The sequence below is a fragment of the Corynebacterium sp. S5S1 genome (genome assembly GCF_001913985.1).
GTDB lineage: Bacteria > Actinomycetota > Actinomycetes > Mycobacteriales > Mycobacteriaceae > Corynebacterium > Corynebacterium marquesiae.
The window spans coordinates 1-17,680 of the sequence record NZ_MKXT01000035.1; the positions used below are offsets into that span (position 1 = coordinate 1).

Consider the following 17,680-nt stretch of genomic DNA (forward strand, 5'->3'; position numbering starts at 1 on the left):
TCTCGAAGCTGGTTGCGGTTTAGTGCAAAGGTCTCATAACCTAGAGCGCCTAAGCACCCGTCGGGGGGGAGGTCAGCATTGAAAACCCGCCGAACCCTCGGCGGGTTTGGTCGTGTCAGGCAATCTCTAGCCACGACTGTGAACGCCAGGACATGACAGAGACACGGGGCAAGGAAGTCGCACACGCGACTTCCGCGGCAGCACTAAAGAGCCAAGCGTTAAGGAGCCGTGATGGACAATTGCGAACGCCGCCCGACCTCCGGGGCAAGTAGAGCTTTCTCGGAGGTGAATAATTAAGCCCCCCTTGCCAGCACTACTGACTAACCAAGAGCATAACCACGCGACGTGGTTCCGCAACTGGAGCGAGTAATTAGTTCTGTGCGTCCTAGTCGGCGAAGTCGGCTGCGGCATCATCGGTGAGCGCATCAGCAATATTCATCAACTCGTCCGCATCGCCCTGCCAGTCACGCACTGCGGGAGTGCCCGGTAGTTGGTTGAGGACTTCGAGGAAGCGAGCGGCAGCGCGCAGTGCCCCGGCTACCTCATAGCAGTCCCCCTCCATCTTGACCGCAGATGTATCAATCACGGACAACTCGCGGGGTTCGTTGTACTCGGTAAGAAAGCTCATGGTCTCGACAATAGGCCGCACCCGCGACATGAGTGCGGCCTATTCGAAAGGCGTTGGGCTAATTTTGGTCATGGCTTGATTCAATGGCCGGTCGGTTTTCTGCTTTCCATTCCTCAATATGGGCAAGCCAGCGCACCTTGAATTCGGTGCGGTTATGGCGAATGGTTGCACGGTCTAGGAGAGCAGAAGAATTCATGTTAAAAACATATAAGCTGCCCTGCTTCTCCAAGGTTTTCTTCAAGTGAGGTTTTATCTAACTGCCTAGCGGCAGGGGAACCGTATATTGCTTACGGCCTGTCACCCTTTTTTGCGTCCGGTAGGAAGGGTAATTCCCGCTTTAGCTAGCGCACGTTGAACTGTTCTGTTTGAAACAGCGAACTCCGCAGAAGCAGAAGCAACAGTTGGGTACTCTCCCGTCTGCGCGAAGGCATCGTCGAAATACGCCGCTATCTTGTGCGACTGACTGCGACCTCCCGCTGAACGACGCTTATTCGCGTTATTCAAACTCTCCAGCTGGGATTGCGCATATTTTCCCTCTGGGTCTGTTTTCCAGCGTTCTGCTGCTTTCTTGCCGCCTCTGCGTCCCATGGTGGCTAGTGCTTTGCGTTCGCTGCTCGTGGCTTTACCTGGCGTGCTAGAGCCGCTGTAGGCCTCGCTCTTGGACTGGGTGACATACCCGCGCACGCGCCTAGCCATGGTCTGGCGGTCGCGCATCGGCGGCATCTCGTTGTCGCGTCCTGCACCGCCGTGGGTATGTGCGACGTTGTAGGCATGCTCATAGGCGTCGATGATCGCCGCGTCTGTCAGGCGTTGGCCTTGCTGGCGCAAGCGGTGGCCAGTTTTAAGCGCATGTCTAAAGGCGGTTTCGTCGCGTGCTGCGGTTCCTTGGGAAATCCAGAGCACACGCACACCATCGATTAACTCCGGGTCGTACTGGTCGAGTCCACCGGCGATTTCCGCGTCTACGTCCTGGGCGAGTGCTTTAAATGCCTGGGCTTCTTCGCGGCGGGTCTTGACCGCGTTGATAAGTTCGCGGCCAGAGCTGAATTGCTGGCGTGGGGTGGGGTTGAACTGGTCGTGTCCTGCCATATCCCTCACCTGCTTTATCAAGTCTCCAAGACGCATCACCCGGTTGTGCTGCCTATACCAACGATAAGCGGTAGGGGCCTTGCCTGTGTAGAACGGGTTGCGGCTAAAGCGATGGGAAAAGTGCGGATCATGGTCTAAAAGATCACCCAGCACACGCGTAGTCGCAGCCAGCAACTTCATCTGCGCAGATTTACCGTTACGGTCAGCGTAGACAGGGTCAATAAGCCAAATGAACTGGGCTTTGCCGTTAGTTGGGTTAATACCCACCCATGCCGGCCCGACGCTATGAGTAATCAGTGAGCGCACCACGTCGCGGACGTACGGGTTTAAGTCTGCGGGGTCACCGCCTGCGGTACCTACTTGATCAACGTCTACGACCAGGACGGCAGCGTACTGCTTGGTGGTGAGCATGGCGTACTCGCACCGTCCTAAAGCATCAGTCTCGAAGCGATACATACGCGGCGAGTTCGTACCGTCAGCGTTGCGTCGATAGGCCTTTTTAAAATCTCGTGTGACTGAACCGTGGAGTACATCACGGCCTAGATGCTCGCGTAAAAGGTCGCGGTCACTGGCAGATGCTGGGGTGTTATCCAGCCCGCCGCGGTCTGGCTCGACGCGGGTAGGTGTTTTAGTGTGCGCATTCTGCGCGTAAGCCTGTAAACTCATGGCCATGCTTTCTCCCAGGTGCGAACTGGGTGATAAGCGAAAGTCACTGGGTGCCAGCCCGGTGGCTTTCTTCGTTTTTGTATTGTCTCCCACCGAGCCTAAATGACACCGGTGTTATTTACTAGCCATGACACGCGAAAAATATGCCTTTTACCTGCGATTACGTATGGCTAAACATATGTTTAGCCATACGTAATCGCGTTTCATCTGCACAGGGCTGTCTGCGCATATTTACCCTCATGGAATGAAACCCCAGGTCAGGCTGCGCAGATTTACCAATACGGAAGAAGCCCCAGTTCACCGTGCGCTGATTTAACCACAAGGGAAAACCGTGCGCTGATTTACCATCACGTCAGAAAAAGCGTGCGCATATTTACCGTTACGGCTGCGCATATTTACCACACAACCCCATTTTCCTTGCGCTGATTTACCGATACGCAGTTTTAACCGTGCGCAGATTTACCCATACGGTGGCGGATTATCCAGAGCAACAAACATACAGTAATACAGGTTTACAGAACCTGTATTACTGTATTGCCGTATAGCTGTAAACCTTTATTTATTGTTGTGGACGTATTCTTCGAGGTAGGTGCTAACAATCTCGCGGATGGTCACGCCTTTTTGGGCGGCGATGACTTTAAGTTCTGCGTGAAGGTCGCGGTCGATTTCAATCGTCATCTTCTTGACGTAGTCGCGGCCTGTGGGTTGGTGGAATGCACCTCGCACTGTTTTCTTCTCGGCTGCTGGGGTTAGCTTCGCGGCTTTTTTCGTTGAGGTTCGCGGGCCTTGCTGCGCTCTGGCGCGTTCTTTGCTGGTGCTCATTTCATCATCTCCATGAGTTCGTCGGCGACGTGGTCGTATCCGTGCATGTCTGGGCCTGGGCAGTATCCGAACGCTAGGTGCATATCTTCGCGTAGCGGGATTTCGGTTTTAAAGTGCGGCATGTGTTCTGCTTCGAGCGCTTCTCGTGCCGCGTCAAGGGCGCTGGTGCCTTTCCTGGCGAACGTCAGTAAGACTGCATGAGGTGTTCCGTTGACTGCGTCGCGCAGCTCCCATACTCGGGAGAGGTCGGCAGCAGCAGAACGGGTCGGAAGAATGATGAAGTCGCTGACTGCGATTGCCGCTTCGATAGCGTTCTCATCTCCTGGCGGCACGTCGATGAACATGAACTCATCGTCTCCGACGAGTGCTGCTTGCCTATCGACGCGCTTGGGGATGGACAGCTCAACCTCAAACGGTAAAGGATCGCCTCCATCCTCTGCGCGTTCAGACCATTCCAGTGCCGAGCCCTGCCGGTCTAGGTCGGTTACGGTCACGGTCTTTCCTCGGTGGGCGAAAACCGTGGCAAGAAACATCGTTGTGGTGGTCTTGCCAACGCCACCTTTGGCGTTAATGGCGGTAATGATCATGGCTTCTCCTAGGTGGATAAATCATTGCTTCTACCACTTTACAGGTTTAAGTAAATACTGCTTTACAGGTTTACAGTAATACATTTTTACAGGTGTCTGTAAAGATAAAAGCGCAGGCAGATAGCGCTTTTATTTTTCTTTATCGTCAGACTCGGCAGAAAGTCCAGCAAGCATGATGCGGTAAAACTCGTTTTCAATGCTCTTTTCTTCGAAGTCCGCAGCGACGTGTTCCCAGTGGTATTCCTCCAATTGGGGCAGCATCGCAGTCACTGCCATCTTGAGGTAGAAACCGCGACTGCGTCCGGTGCGAGTACACAGTGTGTCTAGGCGCTCGATAATCTCTTCGGGCATGCGTACAGATACCACGCGCCCGGAGGGGTGGGGTCCTTGAACCATTGACGTAAGTCCTTCCCTTGCCTGTCGTAAACATTGTTTACGTATTGTCTTTGGCAGTCCTACTCTTTTTCTCGTGAGCGTTATTTGCTTTTGTAAACATTGTTTACCATAGGTTCGACATCGACGAGGGGACGCAGTTTTTTCGTTAAAGCTCTGGCCCCTCGCTCTCTGGGGCGTTATCCAACCAGTTGTCTTGGTCGTTGTCGTAGTCGTTATCCGTCGCGGCTTGCTGGTGGAACCGGGCGAGCATCGCTTCATCTGCGGTGGTACTAATACCGAGTGAGTCGAGGAAGTCCATCGACCGTTTCAGTCCTTCCTCATTCCGGCGCTGGGTGTTTAGCTCGTCTAGCTCGGTCTCAAGCTGGCGAATCGGGTCAGTAAAGCTGTCGCGATAGTCCACGGCCTGGTCATAGGATGCAGCTACCTTGTCGCGCACGTTGATTGCTTCGTCTAGGAGGGCCTGGTCGTTGTTGCCGTGGCGTAGCCTGCCGAAAAAGCCCCTCGAGTTCTTCGTGTCCTCGAACTCGCGCACTACAGCATCTTGCTTGGAATACTGCTGTCCGAGCTGTTCAACCTGCTGGTTAGCCTGGTCGTACTCACCGCGCAGCGTCTCAAGCTGATTGTTTACCCGTTCTATCTCGGCATCGATACTCTCCACGGAGTCATGGGACGGTGTAGCGCTGTACTCGTTGCCTGATTCCGGTTCTGGCACCTCATCGGCGTTGTTGGCCTGGGCGCGAGCATGGAAGTCAGCAAAGCGCGCTTCGCGTTTAGCGGCAAAGCTGCGCATGTACTTACCCATTTCGGTGCCAGCAAACGGGTTATCGGTATCCGTTTGGGAAGGCTGGTTGACCAGTTTGGTCAGCTCCCAATCCTGCTTGGCTTGCCCAAACAGCGCCTGGGGCGTTTTATCTCCTTGCTCGCGCATTCCTGCGGACACCAGCAGGTCGCGGGCGTATTCGGCAGACTCACGCCGTGCGACCTGATTGACCTGGCCGTGGCCGGTCTCGGTGTCTCCTGGCTGGGTCTCGGCGATATAGAGGAAGTTGCCCTCACGCCCACGGGTCATAGGAACGTAAACACTGGACTTATCCAGGTTGCCAACCCCTGCCACCACACGGGCGACATCGACGGTTGCGCCTTGGGAACTATGACCAGTAGCGGCGTAGCCCAGCTGGGTGTGTTTATCGAGGTAGTCGCGGTTTAGTGTCACAGTGGCTAAATCATCATCACACCGCCGGGCCGTAATGGAACCGTCTTTTCCGATGGAATCAACGACCCAGCGTTGACCATTGCGGACAACATCACCGTTGCTGGTCACCAGCTTTGAATCGTTGCGACGAGTCAGGATGACATCACCGACACCGGCTTTTAGTCCATCGGACAAGCCCAGGCGGTGCTCGGGGTTAATCTCGCCGCGCTCGGCGCGAATCTTCTGCGCCGCAGCATTCAGCGCAGTGGCCTGGTCACGGGTTGCTGCAACCAGCAGCGACTGCTTTCCTGCGGCAGTATCATCACGCCACCCAGCCAACGCATCGTCCATCATTGCCGTAACCGATCCTGCGTGCAGGCGCTTGTTCTGCATGTACCACTCGGCGGCACGAGAAACGTCTGCTTCCTCGCCACCGCGCAGCCACTTCGATGCTTCACGCTCACCCGCATCACGCTGGCGGAACACCTCGCGTAGCTCCACGGCATCAGGCAATTCATGAGACAAGGTAGCCAGCAGGCCAGAACGAGCCTTGACCGCCGAGTATTGTTCTGGGTCTCCCACAAAGACCACGCGCGCGCCGGCAGCAGTGGCAGTCTCCAGCACACGGATCGTATCGGGGTTAGACACCATGCCAGCTTCATCAACAACCACAACGGTGTCCCGGTTCCAGCCCAGCTTCGCCGCTGTATGCTCCGGTGTCAGATCGTCGGTGCCAACAAAAGCGCGTGCAATCGTCATGGATTCATCGGCCACATTCTCACCCACCATCACGTCAGCAGCCTTACCCGTAGGAGCTAGGCCTACGACGTGTTTACCGGCCTGATTCCATGCCTTGTGCGCGGCCTTGAGCGAAGAAGTCTTACCGGCACCAGCCGGTGCGACCACCACAGAAGCCAGATAGTCAGAGCCGACAACCGCACGCATAGCATCAGCCTGCGCAGACGAAAGCTCGCCCTCAACCGGTTGAATCGACTCGGCGGTAACCCCGCGCTCCACGCGCGCGGTAGCCATATCAACGCCACATTCAACCTCGTCGACCACCTCGACAGTGGTGTATTTCTGCGAACCTTCACGCTGGGTGGCATCCAGCTCGCGCGACTTCTCCGGGGTCACCGACCATGTACCGTGCGCAGCCAACGCAGCATCAACCAGCCCCTCAACCGTGACCGTCATATCCTCCGGGGAAACAACGCCTGGGCGGATAAGTTCTGCTGCTTTCTCGGCAACATCAGCGCGGGTAAACGTGGAGCGTTCTGCAACAACCGCGCTTAAAATCTGGGCTGGTTTCGGCAAGAAATCCTCGGAAGCTTCACGCGCATCTGCTTCATTTTTCGGCTCAAGTCCGGCCACAAATGCGCGCACCTGCGCGCCGTGTTCAGCACGTGCCCACTCGGTTTCCAACTCCTCTAGTGGGGTGTCGGTGTCCTTGGTACGCCGGGTGATTTTCTGCGCGATACGCTCATACGCCGCGCGGGTTTCAAGCCCGTTCTCGGCCTGCCACTGGTCGATTTCACGCGCCCTGGTCGAGTACGACGCAATCAAATCTGGGTCATCAAGGCCGACGATTTCTGCGCATCCGTTGACCACGTCGCCGAACTCCACACCGAGTTTCTGGCTCAAAATTTCACGCACCGTGGCTTGATACACCATGCCTGCCGCGCGCGCTTCGTGGTACAAACTCACCCCATCAAGACTGCGAACTCTGCCGTCGCGGCATAGCTGTTTATTTGCCAACAACACGTGTGAATGCACATGCGGGTCGCCCGCGCGCGAGGTGCGGTGCTCGTATTTCACGCCCGAAATACCCGCCAACTTTTCAACGACAAGACGTTTTCCGGCCGGCTCTTTTACTTGCTTTCGCGTGTAGCCGGCATGCTCCGACAAGTAATCCAGCGCCTGGCTTACAGCCGCCTGGTGGGCCTCATCGACGATGCCACGCACGGCAGAATCTGCGCCCATACCCCACAACAAGGAGACAGATTTTGGCGCACAAAACGTCAGATCGAAGCCTGGAACACTATCCTTTCGCGGAGCATTTCCAAGCCCCGCACCGCTCGGAGCGACCGCCTTATTGAACCAATTCTCAACCGTTTTTCCCGACACAATCGCACCGTTGTCGGCGCCCAAAAATGCCGAAACCTCGGCCACGTTTTCCCCTCGAAGCCACGCCGAAGCCGGTTGCTTTCCGTCCTCGGAATAGTACGAATCCGGCCCCCGATTCTCATCAACCGTGGACTGATAATAGGCCACGGAATGCGCACCCATCTTCGCGATAGTCAGCACTCCGACACCTCCTGTCAATCACCACGGCAACCACCTGGACACCCCATTAGGCAACTTGTTGCAAATGTACCAGAGAGATTTCTTCGGCAACTGACTTTTCGTCTTGGAGGGCACCAGAAAGTGTGAAAAGCGTTGGCAGGGGCGCCGCCGGGAACCGGCGGTCGGGGTCGGAGCTCTAAGAGACCGTGGCGTTGATTCTGGATACCGATGACGAGATTTTCATCGCGGCGGACGCCGCGGACATGGCGAAGCAGCTTGTCGGCCTCCTCTACGGCGGGTGAGGCACAGCAGAGCGTCGCTCCCGTGCCGAACGACGCCATCAAGATCATCTCCGGCCCCGCGAAGCTGGACGAGACGAAGGAGTGAGGACCATGTCCGACCAGAACATCAACATCAAGCTCGACCGCGGCGGCCCCGAGAACCACGCCTGGACGGTGCTGGGCACCCTGCTCGCCTGCGGCGCTGTCGGCATGGCCGCCTGGGCGATCTCCAACGCCGGAGCCCTGGACCTGGCTGCGACCGGCCTGTTTTTCTTCTTCATGCAGCTCATCTCGATGATGCTCAAGGCGGGGCTGATCGTCGTCCCGGAGAAGAACCGGAAGGACTTCGGCGAGACGCGCGGCCTGCTCAAGACCGCCTGGCGCGAGTTCCAGGAGTTCCAGGGCCGCTCGCCCATCTGGCGGATGGCGCTGCTGGCGCTCGGCTTCACCGTCGGCTACATGATCTTCCGCTGGGGACTCTCGGTGGCGCTCGGCATCTTCAGCAACGTCTGGATCGCCGGAGCCGCCTCGGCGCTCATCGCGTCCTTCATCGTCGCGCCGCAGCTGTTCACGAACCTGGTCTCGAAGATGAAGACGAAGTCGGGCCTCCAGGTGAAGACGACCACTGGTACGCCCGATGCCGAGAGGGGTGACGTCTGATGACGAAGGCGGCGATCACGACCATCGGCGCAGCACTGCTGGCCGCCGCTGCTCTCGCGCTCAGCGGGTGCAGCTACCCCGGCGACGACGAGGACCGCGCCGCGTTCCATGCCGAAGCGCAGGATCCAGTCCCCTCGGCACCGGCTACCGAGCCTACCGAGCCGGAGACCCCGGCCGAGGAGACCGGCGACGAGAGCACCGAGGAAGGCGGCCAGGGCGAGAAGTCGGGCGCAACCGCGGACCTGGGCGTCGAGGACGGGCATGTCCAGTATCTCCGCGCGATCCAGAACTTCTCGCCCGCGCTTGAGCGCTGGGTGCTCGACGAGGAGGCGGGCGAGGTCACCTACGGGATCGTCAACTGCGCCGGCCAGACGAAGTCCGAGGGCGTCGCCACCCTCGAGCGGGTCGACGGCGGCGATGGAGCAGCGTTCGAGGCGACGTGGATCGGCAAGTCGCCGTTGGAGAACGTCGCGGCGGAATCGATACGCGTCGAGATCACCGAGGACACTTTGAAGAACTTCGCGGACGTTGCGACGTCCAGGACCGACATCGAGGCGAGCAACTTCGCTTCGATGTGCGCCGAGGTCGGCGAGACAGCCGCCGACTTCGTCTTCTGAGAATGACCACAAGAACGCCCCCAGATCTACTCCGGGACCTTCTCCGCGCGAGCAGGGTCGGACGCGACTCGGGAACAATGGTGCCGTGGCAGATTTCGACCTCCTCTGCGCGGCGCTTGTCTCCGCCCCGAAGACACCATCGAAGGTCTCGTCGCGGACGTTCCGAAGCTCCGGCACGACGAAGCCTGATCGTCGTCGTCCCGAGAAGATCTAGGCTCGTCCGGCGCGAAGGGCGATGAGGGCTGCTTCTACGCGGTTGCGCGCTTCAGTCTTCCGCAGGATCGCGGAAACGTGCACCTTGACGGTGCCGGGAGCGAGGTGCAGCGCTTTCGCGATCTCAGCGTTCGTCTCTCCTTGGCTGAGCCGGATCAGGATCTCTCGCTCGCGAGCCGTGAGGCGTTCGAAGCGTTCGACGGCGCTCGCGTACTGGGTGTACGTCGTCGAGACGCCGGAGTCGAGCAGACGCCGGGCGACCGAGGGCGAGAAGAACGCTCCGCGACCGGCGACGGCGTGCACACCGGCGATCAGCTGGCGCGGATCGCCGGACTTGAGGACAAACCCGTCTGCGTCGAGCCGGATGGCCTCGGCGATGTAGTCGTCCTCCCCGAACGTGGTGACGAACAGGCAGGGGAGCGCGCTCCCGTCGGAGCGGAGCCGTTGCAGCGCGTCGAGTCCGCTCATCCCGGGCATCTGGATGTCGAAGAGGGCGACGTCGAGACGGTGCGCGTCGATCTTGCGCAGGGCCTCTGCTCCGTCGGCGGCCTGGGCTACGACCTCGATGGCGGGATCGGTGTCGAGGATCCCGACGATGCCGGTCCTCACGAGGGGGTCGTCGTCGGCGACCAGGACTCTGACCGGGGCCTCGGTCGCTGTCATCGTTGTCCTCCTGCGATGTACTCGGTGCTGGAGACCTCGTCCTGCGCGAAGCAGATCCGGTACACGTCCCCGGCAGCGTCGTCAAAGGTGTTCGCGGTCACGGCGTAGTCGTGGCAGTCGTCCGGTCGGTTCTCGCCCCGCCTGGCCGGCAGCTCGTGGCCGGGCAGGATCCGCTCGGTCTCCGCCCGCGCGTCTCCGACGCTGATGCTTGAGAAGGCCCCTGCCGACAGCAGCGCGCGGTGGTTCTGCACCACCGTCAGCGCCTCGACCGCTGCGAGCCCGACGACGACGATCGCCGCGGTCGAGGCGAGAATCAGTCGCTGGCGGAGCTTCGTTCTGCCGGTCGAGCTCTCATCGACGTCTCTCGTCGCCTCCACAGCGCGATCATCGTGCGTGCTCTGCTCCTGACGGCGAGTCGGGAGGACCGCAGAGAGGACGAACGCACTGTCTGTCTTCTCCGCGGCGAGTTCTCCGCCGTGGGCGCGGAGCTCACTTTCCAAAGTGCTCAGGCCCGTGCCCGCTGTGTGCGCGTCGGCAGGAGTCTCGCCGAGGGCGTTCTCGATCTTCAGACGCAGCTCGGCACCGACGTCGGCAGCGGTGATGTCGATCGGGGTGCCGGGAGCGTGCCTGCTTGCGTTCGTGATCGCTTCTTGTAGGACCCTCGTGACCTGCTCGCCTCCGAAGTCCTGCAGCCGCCTGGGTTCCGGCAGTCCTTGCACGGTGATGCGCGCACCGGCTGCGCGGGCCCGGGCCAGCAGTGCATCGACAGATGCTGCGCCCATTGGCAGCACGGGAGCGCCGGATCTGAGGTCGGAGACGGAGTCCCCCAGGCGTTCGACCGCGTGGGCGAGGTCGTTGCGGGCGTGTAAGAGCGAGGTGCGGGCGCTCTCGGGCAGTGCCGGGTCGATCTCGAGCCGTCCGAGATTGAGCGCGACGAGGCTCAACGAGTGGCCGAGGTCGTCGTGCAGCGACTGCGCGAGGGCGAGCCGGTCGGCGGTGGCGCGCTCCTTGAGCTCGGCCAGGCGCTGGACCTGCCGCAGCTCTCGCTCGCGGTCTGCCCTCCGCCCGAGGACGATGTACTGGCGCACGGCGAGACCGATCAGCCAGGGCACACCAGCGCGCATGAGCGCCGGGGGCAACTCCTCCGCGACGTAGAGCCAGTGCCCGTCGAGCCACGTGGCCCGGGCCATGCTCACGACGACCAGCACTGCCAGTCCTCCCAGGCCCGCGCGCGGACCCCTGGACCAGAGCCCGATTGCGATCGCGGCGATGCCGGTGAGCAGGGCCATGAAGAGGCCCGGCTCCGGCGCGGAGGCCAGCACCCCGAAACCGATCGCCGTTAGCGCGTCGACGCTCCGGCGCGCAGACGGACGATCAATTAGGGTCATGCGCTCCATTCTACCGGGGACCGTGGGCTCGCCGCCTCCCTCGATCGGGCGTGCGCAGCACCTCGCCGGTATGACCGTGGGCATAGACGAGTCGCCCCGCATGGCAGATTCTGAGGCCGAACCGCGTCTATAGCGTGGATTTCATGACTCACGAAACTTCGACGCGCACGCTTTCGACGTCGCGCAGATCCTCGTCCCGCCCCGTGCCGTGGCCCGCGCTGTTGATTGCCGTCGCAGCTCTTGCTGCCCTCGCTCTCGCGACGTATCCGGTGCGTGAGCGCCTCTTCACCGCTGTCGCCGGTCTCGCCGAGGGCTCGGCACTGGCCTCGGCGGTGGGATCCGTGGCCGAATTCGGTCTGCTTGCCCTCGTGGCGACCGCCGGCGTCCTCGCTCTCTGGTGCTGGCTGCGCGAGCGCCGGCGGTTCTGGCTCCTGGCGCTGGCTGGACTCGGCGTGATCACGGCCTACGGATTGAGCGAGGCCGTCAAGCTGCTGGTCGAGGAGCCGCGGCCCTGCAGCGTCGTCGACACTGCCACTGTGCTCAGCTGCCCCGGGAGCGGGGACTGGTCGTGGCCGTCGAATCACGCCGTCCTGGCCGCTGCCTTCGCCACCGCCTGCATCCTCGTCGTCCCCCGCCTCGCCTGGTTCGCGTTGCCTCTCGCGCTGGCGATCGCCGCCTCTCGAGTGGCCGCCGGAGTCCACTACGTCCACGACGTGCTCTCCGGTCTCGCGCTCGGTGCCCTCGTCGTCGCGGCCGTCGTCGCCGCGGCGTCGCCGGTGCTGGACCGGCGTCTGACTGGCGGACGGGACGGCCATCCGGATTCGGCCAGCCGGTCCCAGGGCGGGCGCGCATGATCGAGGTCGACCGTCTCTCGAAGCGCTACGGCCAGGTGACCGTTGTTGAAGGATTGAGCTTCACGGTCCCCGACGGATCCATCACCGGGTTCCTAGGCCCGAACGGAGCCGGCAAGTCCACGACCATGCGATGCCTCCTCGGGCTCCACAAGCCCACCACCGGAACCGTGCTCATCGACGGGCTCCCGCTGACCGCCCAGACGAGGCCGGCCGAGGTCGTCGGAGCCGTCCTCGACGCCTCCTGGTTCCACCCCGGCCGGACCGGACTGGCGCACCTGACGACCATCGCTGCTTCTGCCGGCCTACCCGACCGCCGCGCCTGGGAGGTACTCGAGGCCGTCGCGTTGACCCAGGCAGCTCATCGCAGGATCGGCGGCTACTCGCTCGGGATGAAGCAGCGCCTGGGGCTCGCGGCCGCCCTGCTGGGCAGACCGCGCAACATCGTCCTCGACGAGCCGATGAATGGCCTCGACCCGCAGGGGATGGAGTGGATGCGCGCCTTCCTGCGCGATGCCGCCGCGAGCGGCCACGCCGTCCTTGTCTCCTCCCACCTGCTCGGCGAGATGGAGACCCTCGCCGACCGCCTCGTCGTCATCGACAACGGCCGCTTGCTCGGCCAGTGGGACGTCGCCGATCTTCTGCACGCGCGCAGCCGCCAAGCGCTCCTCCGCACCGACGACGACGAACGCGTCGAGCAGGCTCTGCGCGGACTGCGGGTCCCCGTAACCGCACTGCCCGAGGGACTCTGCGTGACATTCGACGAGACGGTCCCCGACGCGCTCACGCTCTCGCGGACCTGCCGAGACCTCGACGTGCTCATCACTGCCCTGACGGACAAGCCGATCCGGCTGGAAGAGGAATTCCTCCGCCTCACCGACCGATCATCCGAAGCCGAACATGGCAAAGAAAGGCCCGAGCGATGACACGAGCATTGACAGCTGAGGTGCGCCGACTGCTCACCGTGCGCTCCACAGGCATCTTCGCTGCGCTGCTGATCGGCTGCTGCGTCGGCCCCATCGTCCTGATGGGCATCGTCTACGACCCGGCCTATCGAGGGCCGATCGACGCCGGTGATCTGGGCAAGTGCGTGAGCATCTTCCATGTGCTGGCCATCGTGTTCGCCGGCACACACACCGCGACCGAGATCAATGCGGGGTCGACGGCGCTGTCCTTCCTCACGCAGAAGAGTCGATGGGCCTCGTTGGTGGCACAGGCAGCGGTCCAGTGGGCGTTCCTCGCATTCGCGTACGTCGTCGGCATCGGCCTCGCACTCGTCGCGGCGAGGTTCTATCCCGACGGGCTGGCCATGTCGCCGCGGGGGTGGGCCTATCTCGCGGCCTATCTCCTCGTCGTTCTCCTGTGGGTGACGATGGCGACGGCGCTTGCCGTCCTCACGCGCTCCGTCGCGGTGTCCGTCGCCGCGCCGATCACGTGGATGCTCCTGATCGAACAGCTCGCGTCCATGGTCCCGATGCTCGAGGCGATCACGCCGTGGCTGCCGTTCAACGCCAGCCACATGCTCCTCGCCCAGGCACTTGGGGAGGCCCCTGCAGGCATGTCCGTGTGGCCTCCTGCCGTCGCGCTTCTCGTACCGGCACTCGGCCTGGCGGGCGCGGGGCTATGTGCCCATGTCCGACGGGACTCGGCGTGATGGGCAGGCCTGCGCCTCGCATCCGCCGCCCAAGACGGTTCGTCGCGTCGCAGGGCTGGGGCTGACTCACACCGCCGTTCAACAAACGGTCGTTGATGTGAACAGTGGTCCGGAGGAGCCGATCGCGAGCATTTCGCCGAGTGGGTGTTCACAAACCCGTTCAACTACATCTAGACTAGACAGAGGCAGTTGAACGGGTTAAATGACCGCGAGGAGGCTTCACGGCTCTTCTCCCGGAGTTTGCAACACCACCCTGGCGATTACCCGTTGCTGTAGGCGGGCCTGTTCCCAATCAGCCTCGGGCATCGTGAGATGCCTCGTAGCAGCGATTTCAGTTCGGTCCTCGCCCATCTCTGTCTCCTTGTGAACAGGACTTCTGACATTTTCAGCTTAGTGCACGCGAGTAGTGAACGGACAGCGTTCAATAGACGATTTCACAAGCCTGGCCATCCCATCCTGACTGTGCAAACGTCTTCTGAAAATGACATGCCCCGTTGGGGTGTACCCGCGCTACATTTAGTCAGTTAATCCTTTGCTGGCGATGAGCTCGTCACAGCATGCACGTTGACATCGAGCAAGAAGTTACCCAGTCATCCAGAACACTTTCACCTTCTTAAATTCATCCATGCCTACAGATAATCTTGATCATGGTTTGGCTTCGTTGCAACGTAAGCGAGAGCAGAAATAAAGAGCCCTGCTATAGCGGCAACTATGGCGCTATCGCTAATTCCATAAAATAAGAGCAACGCCGTTGAAGCTAGGTAGCTAACGAAAGAAATAGCGAACAAAACCGCTCCCCAAATCGATCGATCACTAACCAGCGGATGATTGGAACGACGTCTGCATGCGGAATAGCTTGCAGTAGCCATGACCACTGAGGCGCTGAGAGTTATCAAAATTGGAAACCAAGAGCTAGCCAAAATTCCTCAGCTTTATTACAGCCGCGAGAACCGCCCCCGCAAACTTGACCCGCATTGTTTGAGTCGTCAGCGCTCCTAATACTGGGCCACCTGCGCAACCAAAGATTGCATTCATCACCCACGAGGGTGGTTCAATTCCATCATTCGCCGCATGTGCGATCTGTTGAATAGCGGACGGAGCAAGACTTCCTACGGCCCCTTTTACACACCATGCCGTTACTGCAACTGCAGCGGCAGCCACAGCGGGAAGTGCTCTTGGCGCGGGTCCGACAATTTCATAGTTAACTTCCACACCTTCAAGTGCATTAACCACTTCATCATCAATGGTGCCATCAGCAATCATTGATTCAGCAGTTGAAATGTAGGAGTATGGTATCTGAACCGGTTTTTCTTCATTTGAAGCTGCGCAGTTTTCAGGATGCGGTTGGTCGATATCTTGTGCAGAAGCTCTCGGCGAAACGACCCCTGAGAGGGCCACCGTCAGGACAACAGCAGCGGTAAAAGCCTGCTTGGTAGAGATAAAGTTTTGACCTATCATATTGTTCTCCAAAACATTACGGTAAGCGTACTTTCAGATTCTTCAACTTTTCCCAGAAGGAGCCCCGAAGGTTCAGGGACTTGCTCGGTATTAGCAACTTGTTTTAGTGCGTCTATGCCAGAGGCGTCAGTTCTGACTTAACAGGAATTGAAAATAAGTACAAAATCCTCGTTTGTACCTCCACTCTTCCAATGCCCTGGCAAAGGTACCGTAACATTTACGGAACAAATCCGCTCCCTTTATGGAACCAGCAACGTACCCGCGATTGAGACGGAGGCACGCAAGGTCTCACAGTTGGAACAAATAACGTAGTCCTCGGGGAGCTCCCAAAGAGCGCAGTGAGGGGAAGGTGTTCTATCCCTGCTCCGCAGAACATACCGGCCTAAACCTGCGCTCCAGCTGATCTTTTCCAGCTTCTGTAAAACTTCCCAAGAAGAGTTTTACTAACTGCCTAACGGCAGGGGAACCGTATATTGCTTATGGTGTGACCCCCCTACTCGGGAAGCAACCCCGCAGTACGTAGCTCTCGCAGATGCCGTTTGACGGTAGATTCAGACACGCCTGTTTCAGCCATGATTTCTTTGCGCGACAGAAGCTTGCCGGTTTCTACAAAGCTTTGACCGACAAGGGCTTGAATTCTTGCACGCGTCGTTTGCCCCTGAACTCGCTTCCTTCGGTGCGTTCGCTCCAGTTTTGCAAGCTCAGACTGCGCATAGTCGCTATCACGGTCTTTCCAGCGTTGTGCGGCTTTCTTGCCGCCTCTGCGGCCCATCGTGGCCAAGGCTTTCCGCTCGCTGCTCGTGGCTTTACCTGGCGCACTAGAACCGTTGTAAGCAGCGCTCTTAGATTGAGTGACGTAGCCCCGCACGCGCCTAGCCATGGTCTGGCGGTCGCGCATGGGTGGCAGCACGATGCGCAGGGCGGCAGAACCGAGCCCCCTGCCCCCGCGGATCCGAGCGGGGCGGGATCGGCCCGCCGCACCACTCGCAGGTGCCCTGATCACTCATGCACCCTCGCTGAGCTCGTCGTCCAGGACGGCGAGCAGGTCGTTGATCCGCCCGTCGAGCTCCTGGGCCTGGGAGCCGGCCCGATCGAGATCCTCCCGGGCAATCTGGCGAGATTCCGTGGTGGCCTCGGGAAAAAGCACGTACAGGGCGGGGCTGTCGGGCACGAAAAATTCAGGGGCAAGCGTGCGGCGCAGCCGTACGCGCGGCAGCGCCAGGTGTCGACGCAGACGGCGACGGCGGCTGACTTGGTTATCGCTGACTTTGAACGCGGCTAACGCCAGCCAGCGCGCCCGCCCCGTCCGGGGCGCTCTATGCGCTCTTGAGCGTCGAGCACATCACCCAGGCGTGGTGCAGGCGTCTCAGAACGCGGAGAATCGCTGGGACTACTTAGGTCCGATCCCCTTCCAGGTCAAGGAAGCTGAAATAGGGGACATCCTCAACAGTTTCTCCAACAATCCCGAAGACCCTATTGCTGATTTTGTCGAGATCTTCCTCGTTCTTTTTTCGGACAGGGAAAACAAACTCTTGCTTTATTACATAAGCTCGAAGATCCTCAAAATCGCCCCTACCTGCTGCTTCGATAGCTAGATTATAGTCGTCTTCTTCGGTTTCCACTGCAACGGGAGAAAAGTCATCCAATTCGTGAAATTCTTGAGCGAAGGAACTTTTAAACCGCTTTATCAGCCTTTCAAGTTCCGGTTGAGAGCAGTACAAATGCAGCTCTTCAACGAATTTCTGCTCAACTATTCCGTCCTCGAAGGAGTTTGCCGTCATGAAGAAACCTTTTCGCTCGCTATCCGCAGTCGCTATTAGCCTAATGATCGCCCTTTCCGGGGTGCAGGGAACAGCCAGCGCTACCCCAGCCACTTCCTTAAGCAGCGTTCCACCAGAAATCACACCCTATGCTGTCTACCGAGTGCAAGTTAAGTGTCCTATCGTCAACCTCCGCAATGAAGCAACCGGAGAGTACATATGGGGCTTTGGAAACACGAAAGCTGCAGCAGTCAAAGACGCCAACAACAAGCTGTATGGCAAGAAAGGGACCGGATTCAAGCTGAAGCATTGTCGAATGGTCGCTTAATCGTTCCCTCGATTCGTTCACAGTTGGCACGAACCAAATCAAATGTCTCGAAGCTGGTTGCGGTTTAGTGCAAAGGTCTCATAACCTAGAGCGCCTAAGCACCCGTCGGGGGGGAGGTCAGCATTGAAAACCCGCCGAACCCTC

At 59.7% G+C, this 17,680-nt stretch carries 19 protein-coding genes; 6 read left to right on the forward strand and 13 right to left on the reverse strand.

Annotated elements, in window-relative coordinates; translation table 11 throughout:
* Positions 1-385: 385 nt before the first annotated feature.
* The 7 genes from BKN05_RS10345 to mobF all read right to left on the reverse strand — a co-directional run bounded on the left by BKN05_RS10345 (position 386) and on the right by mobF (position 7,684).
* A complete protein-coding gene (locus tag BKN05_RS10345; protein WP_152682560.1) occupies positions 386-628 on the reverse strand; it encodes a hypothetical protein in 243 nt (80 codons plus the stop codon).
* Positions 629-686: 58 nt separating this feature from the next.
* Positions 687-824: a hypothetical protein gene (locus BKN05_RS10350; RefSeq protein WP_193393056.1), complete on the reverse strand. Its 138-nt coding sequence runs from the start codon at positions 822-824 to the stop codon at positions 687-689.
* A gap of 101 nt (positions 825-925) precedes the next feature.
* Positions 926-2,383 carry a replication initiation protein gene (locus BKN05_RS10355; protein WP_049383622.1) on the reverse strand — a complete coding sequence of 486 codons (1,458 nt, stop codon included), beginning with the start codon at positions 2,381-2,383 and terminating at the stop codon, positions 926-928.
* Between the two features lie 555 nt (positions 2,384-2,938).
* The gene (locus tag BKN05_RS10360) at positions 2,939-3,205 is read right to left on the reverse strand and encodes a hypothetical protein (protein ID WP_049062426.1); all 267 of its coding nucleotides are present in this window, start codon (positions 3,203-3,205) and stop codon (positions 2,939-2,941) included.
* Positions 3,202-3,792, reverse strand: a complete 591-nt coding sequence (locus BKN05_RS10365) for a nucleotide-binding protein (RefSeq protein ID WP_049062427.1) — start codon at positions 3,790-3,792, stop codon at positions 3,202-3,204. The genes BKN05_RS10360 and BKN05_RS10365 overlap by 4 nt, the downstream gene beginning before the upstream one ends.
* Before the next feature lie 129 nt (positions 3,793-3,921).
* Positions 3,922-4,188 (reverse strand): ribbon-helix-helix domain-containing protein, encoded by a 267-nt coding sequence (locus BKN05_RS10370; protein ID WP_049062428.1) that lies wholly within the window; start codon positions 4,186-4,188, stop codon positions 3,922-3,924.
* Between the two features lie 145 nt (positions 4,189-4,333).
* Positions 4,334-7,684 carry a MobF family relaxase gene (gene mobF / locus BKN05_RS10375; protein ID WP_250669289.1) on the reverse strand — a complete coding sequence of 1,117 codons (3,351 nt, stop codon included), beginning with the start codon at positions 7,682-7,684 and terminating at the stop codon, positions 4,334-4,336.
* A 371-nt stretch (positions 7,685-8,055) separates the two neighbouring features.
* On the opposite strand from mobF, the gene BKN05_RS10380 reads away from it, so the two are divergent.
* Positions 8,056-8,604, forward strand: a complete 549-nt coding sequence (locus BKN05_RS10380; RefSeq protein WP_011867672.1) for a hypothetical protein — start codon at positions 8,056-8,058, stop codon at positions 8,602-8,604.
* Complete coding sequence (locus BKN05_RS10385; RefSeq protein WP_011867673.1) at positions 8,604-9,221, forward strand: hypothetical protein; 618 nt, start codon at positions 8,604-8,606, stop codon at positions 9,219-9,221. Before BKN05_RS10380 ends, BKN05_RS10385 begins: the two co-directional genes overlap by 1 nt.
* A 210-nt stretch (positions 9,222-9,431) precedes the next feature.
* Here the strand turns inward: BKN05_RS10385 and BKN05_RS10390 are convergent, their stop codons facing one another.
* Entirely contained in the window at positions 9,432-10,097 is a 666-nt protein-coding gene (locus BKN05_RS10390; RefSeq protein ID WP_011867674.1) for a response regulator, read from the reverse strand.
* A complete protein-coding gene (locus tag BKN05_RS10395; protein WP_049063040.1) occupies positions 10,094-11,485 on the reverse strand; it encodes a sensor histidine kinase in 1,392 nt (463 codons plus the stop codon). The genes BKN05_RS10390 and BKN05_RS10395 overlap by 4 nt, the downstream gene beginning before the upstream one ends.
* Positions 11,486-11,628: 143 nt before the next feature.
* On the opposite strand from BKN05_RS10395, the gene BKN05_RS10400 reads away from it, so the two are divergent.
* Genes BKN05_RS10400 through BKN05_RS10410 form a run of 3 tightly spaced genes read left to right on the forward strand, consistent with a single transcriptional unit; the run spans position 11,629 to position 13,990 of the window.
* Positions 11,629-12,339: a phosphatase PAP2 family protein gene (locus BKN05_RS10400; RefSeq protein ID WP_080972059.1), complete on the forward strand. Its 711-nt coding sequence runs from the start codon at positions 11,629-11,631 to the stop codon at positions 12,337-12,339.
* On the forward strand, positions 12,336-13,262 hold the full coding sequence (locus tag BKN05_RS10405) for an ATP-binding cassette domain-containing protein (protein ID WP_011867677.1): 927 nt from the start codon (positions 12,336-12,338) through the stop codon (positions 13,260-13,262). Before BKN05_RS10400 ends, BKN05_RS10405 begins: the two co-directional genes overlap by 4 nt.
* A complete protein-coding gene (locus tag BKN05_RS10410) occupies positions 13,259-13,990 on the forward strand; it encodes an ABC transporter permease (RefSeq protein ID WP_011867678.1) in 732 nt (243 codons plus the stop codon). Before BKN05_RS10405 ends, BKN05_RS10410 begins: the two co-directional genes overlap by 4 nt.
* Before the next feature lie 912 nt (positions 13,991-14,902).
* Here BKN05_RS10410 and BKN05_RS10415 read toward each other — a convergent pair.
* The 4 genes from BKN05_RS10415 to BKN05_RS10430 form a co-directional block, all read right to left on the reverse strand.
* Positions 14,903-15,460, reverse strand: a complete 558-nt coding sequence (locus tag BKN05_RS10415; RefSeq protein WP_239662588.1) for a hypothetical protein — start codon at positions 15,458-15,460, stop codon at positions 14,903-14,905.
* Positions 15,461-15,941: 481 nt separating this feature from the next.
* Entirely contained in the window at positions 15,942-16,346 is a 405-nt protein-coding gene (locus BKN05_RS10420) for an ArsR family transcriptional regulator (RefSeq protein ID WP_080972061.1), read from the reverse strand.
* A gap of 105 nt (positions 16,347-16,451) precedes the next feature.
* Entirely contained in the window at positions 16,452-16,619 is a 168-nt protein-coding gene (locus BKN05_RS10425; protein ID WP_160310053.1) for a hypothetical protein, read from the reverse strand.
* A 223-nt stretch (positions 16,620-16,842) separates the two neighbouring features.
* Complete coding sequence (locus BKN05_RS10430; protein ID WP_049063042.1) at positions 16,843-17,229, reverse strand: hypothetical protein; 387 nt, start codon at positions 17,227-17,229, stop codon at positions 16,843-16,845.
* Between BKN05_RS10430 and BKN05_RS10435 the strand changes: the two genes are divergently transcribed.
* Positions 17,228-17,536, forward strand: a complete 309-nt coding sequence (locus BKN05_RS10435; RefSeq protein ID WP_049063043.1) for a hypothetical protein — start codon at positions 17,228-17,230, stop codon at positions 17,534-17,536. The two genes, BKN05_RS10430 and BKN05_RS10435, sit on opposite strands and share 2 nt — an antisense overlap.
* Positions 17,537-17,680: the final 144 nt, after the last annotated feature.